Origin of the sequence: Streptomyces hirsutus (assembly GCF_001418415.1) — a bacterium.
GTDB classification, from domain to species: domain Bacteria; phylum Actinomycetota; class Actinomycetes; order Streptomycetales; family Streptomycetaceae; genus Streptomyces; species Streptomyces hirsutus.
This window is the reverse complement of sequence record NZ_LIQT01000491.1, coordinates 1-4,371: the sequence shown is the minus strand read 5'-3', so window position 1 is coordinate 4,371 and position 4,371 is coordinate 1. Positions and strand designations below refer to the sequence as shown.

The 4,371-nt window shown below is 72.2% G+C and carries 1 protein-coding gene and 1 pseudogene; both read left to right on the top strand.

Annotation, left to right across the window (positions count from 1 at the left end; genetic code table 11):
• Nucleotides 1-28: 28 nt before the first annotated feature.
• Nucleotides 29-777, top strand: a pseudogene (locus tag AOK11_RS32045) (carbohydrate ABC transporter permease); the annotation flags it as partial.
• A 187-nt stretch (nucleotides 778-964) separates the two neighbouring features.
• The gene (locus AOK11_RS32040) at nucleotides 965-3,886 is read left to right on the top strand and encodes a glycoside hydrolase family 2 TIM barrel-domain containing protein (protein WP_055597196.1); all 2,922 of its coding nucleotides are present in this window, start codon (nucleotides 965-967) and stop codon (nucleotides 3,884-3,886) included.
• Nucleotides 3,887-4,371: the final 485 nt, after the last annotated feature.

Below are 4,371 nucleotides of genomic sequence, written 5' to 3'. Positions count from 1 at the left end.
GGGCAGGCCGGGCGGTTCGCGCGGCAGCGTGCTCGGGTCCGCGGGCCTGTACGCCGCGACCTGCCTCGCCGCGCTCCTCTTCCTCGTCCCCTTCTACCTGATCGTCCGCAACGCCCTGTCCACCGATCCCGAGATCACCGGCGAGGAGTGGGCGTTCTTCCCGTCGGACATCCAGTGGGGCAACATCACCGAGCCGTTCGACGACCCGACGGTCGACTTCACCCGGTCGCTCTGGAACTCGGCGGTCGTCGGGATCCTGCATACCGTCGGCACCCTGCTGGTCTGCTCGCTCGCCGGATACGGGCTGGCCCGCATCCCGTACCGGCACGCCAACAAGGTCTTCTACGCCGTTCTGGGGACCCTGATGGTGCCGACGGCGGTCACCTTCGTGCCCAGTTTCGTCCTCGTGTCGTCCCTCGGCTGGGTGGACAGCTACCGGGGTCTGATCATCCCGGGCCTCTTCAGCGGTTTCACCTGCTTCCTTTTCCGGCAGTACTTCCTGGGGTTCCCCGGAGAGCTGGAGGAGGCGGCACGGGTGGACGGGCTGGGTTACTGGGGCGCTTACTGGCGGGTCGTCGTTCCGAACTCGCTGAACTTCTTCGCCGCCATCGCGACGATCACCTTCATCAGCGGCTGGAACTCCTTCCTGTGGCCACTCGTCATCGGCCAGGACCCGAGTGCCTGGACCGTCCAGGTCGCCCTCTCCTCCTACATGACCAACCAGACCGTCAACTTCCATCTGATCTTCATGGCCACGGCCATCTCCATCCTGCCCCTNNGATCATGCCGGAGACGCGGGGGCCGGCACGCACATCTGCCGCGTTGTCGTCACTCGCCGACTCCCCCGAACTCTCGGCTCCCTCCTCCGCCTTGCAGCTGCACGCACCGGCCCCCGCTCCCCTTCGTTGGACAGGCACCGTAAGCATCCTCCGGCCTGATCCGCCGGACAGCCCCTAGGAGACCGATGTCTTTGCGCACCACCGCGACCGACTACGTCGAGGACGTCTCCCCCGGCCGCGGGACCCTTCCCCCACGCGCCCGGTACGCGTCCTCGGACGCGGTGTCCCTTTCGCTGAACGGCAGGTGGCGGCTGCGCCTGTCGGCGACGGCGGACGCCGAGGACGACGCGTTCGCCGTTCCCGGCCACGACGCCGGCGACTGGGCGGAGGTGACCGTCCCCGGTCACTGGGTCCTCCAGGGCGACGGCGCCTTCGGGGCCCCCGCCTACACGAACCACCTCTACCCGTTCCCCGTCGATCCGCCGTACGTCCCCACCGAGAACCCGACCGGCGACCATCTGCACGTCTTCGACCTTCCACAGGACTGGCCCGCCCCGGCCGAGGGCGACGACGCCGTGCTGCGCTTCGACGGGGTCGAGTCCTGTGCCCGGGTGTGGCTGAACGGCACGGACATCGGGGAGTTCAAGGGATCGCGGCTGCCCCACGAGTTCGCGGTCGGGGCGTTGCTGAAGCCGGCCGGGAACGTTCTCGCGGTCCGCGTGCACCAGTGGTCGGCCGGTTCGTACCTGGAGGACCAGGACCAGTGGTGGCTGCCCGGCATCTTCCGTGACGTGACGCTGCTGCACCGGCCGGCGGGCTGCGCCGGCGACTTCTTCGTGCACGCCTCCTACGACCATGTCACCGGGGAGGGCACCCTGCGCGTCGACTCCGACACCGACGGGCGGGTGACCGTACCGGAGTTGGGCATCGACGTCGCGACCGGGGAACCGGTGACGCTGCCGGTCGGTCCCTGGTCGGCGGAGACCCCCCGCCTCTACGACGGGGTGCTCGCCACGGCCGGTGAACGCGTCCCGCTGCGGGTCGGGTTCCGCACCGTCGCCCTGGAGGACGGCCTGATCAAGGTCAACGGGAAGGCGGTCCTCTTCAAGGGGGTCAACCGGCACGAGTGGCATCCCGAGCGGGGCCGCGCGCTCGACGTGGACACCATGCGCGAGGACGTGCTGCTGATGAAGCGGCACAACGTCAACGCCGTCCGCACCTCCCACTATCCGCCGCACCCCGCCTTCCTCGACCTCTGCGACGAGTACGGGCTGTGGGTCGTCGACGAGTGCGACGTGGAGACCCACGGCTTCGTCGAGCAGGACTGGCGCGACAACCCCACCGACGACGAACGCTGGACCCCCGCCCTGCTCGACCGTGCCGCCCGCATGGTCGAGCGGGACAAGAACCACCCGTCGGTCGTGATGTGGTCGCTCGGCAACGAGGCGGGCACCGGTCGCGGTCTGACCGCGATGGCCGACTGGATCCACTCCCGGGACCCGGCCCGTCCGGTGCACTACGAAGGCGACCACGACTGCCGTGACACGGACGTCTATTCACGGATGTACCTGCCGCACACCGAGGTGGAGCGGGTCGCCCGCGGGCTCGACGGCGGCTCCCGGCGGAGGCGCGAACTCCCGCTCATCCTCTGCGAGTACGCACACGCCATGGGCAACGGTCCCGGCGGACTCGCCGACTACCAGGACCTGTTCGAGCGGTACGACCGGCTCCAGGGCGGCTTCGTCTGGGAGTGGATCGACCACGGCGTCCGGCATCCCGAGCTCGGCTACGCCTACGGCGGCGACTTCGGCGAGGAACTGCACGACGGCAACTTCGTGTGCGACGGGCTGCTGTTCCCGGACCGTACGCCGTCGCCGGGGCTGATCGAGTACAAGAAGGTGATCGAGCCGGTCCGGATCGAGGCCGGCGAGGTGGACGGCACCGTGCGGGTGACCAGCCGGTACGACTTCGCCGACCTGTCCGCCCTGGAGTTCACGTGCTCCCACCAGGTGGACGGGCAGACGGCCGGCGCCCACCGGCTCGCCGTGCCACCGCTCGCCCCCGGGGAGTCGGCGGAGGTCAAGCTGCCCGAGGCACCGGACGGCGGGGGCGCGGAGGTCCACTGGACGGTACGCGCCCTGCTCGCCGACGACACGCCCTGGGCGGGCGCGGGCCACGAAGTGGCCTGGGGGCAGGGAACGGTGGCCCACCGGACAGCCGTGCCCGCCGTGGGGGCCGGGCCAGGCGTACGGCCCGTCGCCGACGGTGACCGGATCACGCTGGGCCCCGCCTCCTTCGACGCCCGTACCGGCGCGGTGCGCACGATCGCCGGTGTCGCGGTGGACGGGCTGCGCCTCGACGTGTGGCGGGCGACGACCGACAACGACGACGGCGCGCCCTGGCAGCCGGACACCCGGTACGGGCTGCTCTGGCGGGAGCTGGGGCTGCACCGCATGCGGCACCGGACGGTCGCCGTGGAGGCGGGCGGTGGCGGCGCGGGGGGAGGCGACGGCGAGGCGCTGGTCGTGCGGACACGAGTGGCCCCGGCCGGACGTGAGCCGGGGCTGCGGGTGGCGTACCGCTGGACCTCCGACGGCACCCTCGTGCGGCTGGCCGTGTCGGTCGTGCCGGAGGGCGACTGGACGGTGCCGCTGCCCCGGCTCGGGATCCGCTTCGGGCTGGACGCCTCGCTCACCGGGAGCGTCCGCTGGTTCGGCGGCGGTCCCGGCGAGGCGTATCCGGACACCTCGGCGGCGTCGCGGCTGGGCCGGTGGGAGGCCGGCGTGCCGGACCTGCAGACGCCCTATGTCCGCCCGCAGGAGAACGGGGCACGGGCCGACGTACGCCGGGTGGAGCTCGGCGGGCTCCGGATCGAGGGCGACCCCGAGTTCTGGTTCACCGCCCGTCCCTGGACGAGCGAGCAGCTCGACGCGGCCCAACACCTCACCGACCTGGTCCCCGGTGACACGGTGTGGGTGAACCTCGACCACGCCCAGCACGGCATCGGCTCGCAGTCCTGCGGTCCGGGCCCGCTCCCGCAGTACGCGCTGTGGGCCGAGCCCGCGGAGTTCTCGTTCGTCTTCTCCGCGCGGCAAGGTTCCGGCTGAGGCGGGCGGGCGGTTCACGCCGGGCGCGGGAACGCCCCCGCCCGGCGGGTGGCGTCCGCCCCGGGGTCCGGGCGGGCGAGCAGCGCCTCGGGCGGAGAGTCCACACCCGTCTCCGAAGAACCTCTGCCGCCCCGAAGCAAGGCACCGCCGGGGTGAGGTGCGGCATCCGCAGAAGGGCTTCGGGTGCGAGGCGGGTCCGCCACTCGGGCGCATGGTGTTCCGGCCAGGTCCGCGACCGAACGCCCCCGTGCCGGCCCCGCACCGCCGGGCCGGCACGGGGGCGTTCGGTCGCGGACCTGGCCGGAACACCATGCGCCCGAGTGGCGGACCCGCCTCGCACCCGAAGCCCTTCTGCGGATGCCGCACCTCACCCCGGCGGTGCCTTGCTTCGGGGCGGCAGAGGTTCTTCGGAGACGGGTGTGGACTCTCCGCCCGAGGCGCTGCTCGCCCGCCCGGACCCCGGGGCGGACGCCACCCGCCGGGCG

What these genes read in the sequence shown, in the direction of transcription:
- AOK11_RS32040 (WP_055597196.1), top strand. Translation starts at nt 965, where the DNA reads ATGTCTTTGCGCACCACCGCGACCGACTACGTCGAGGACGTCTCCCCC.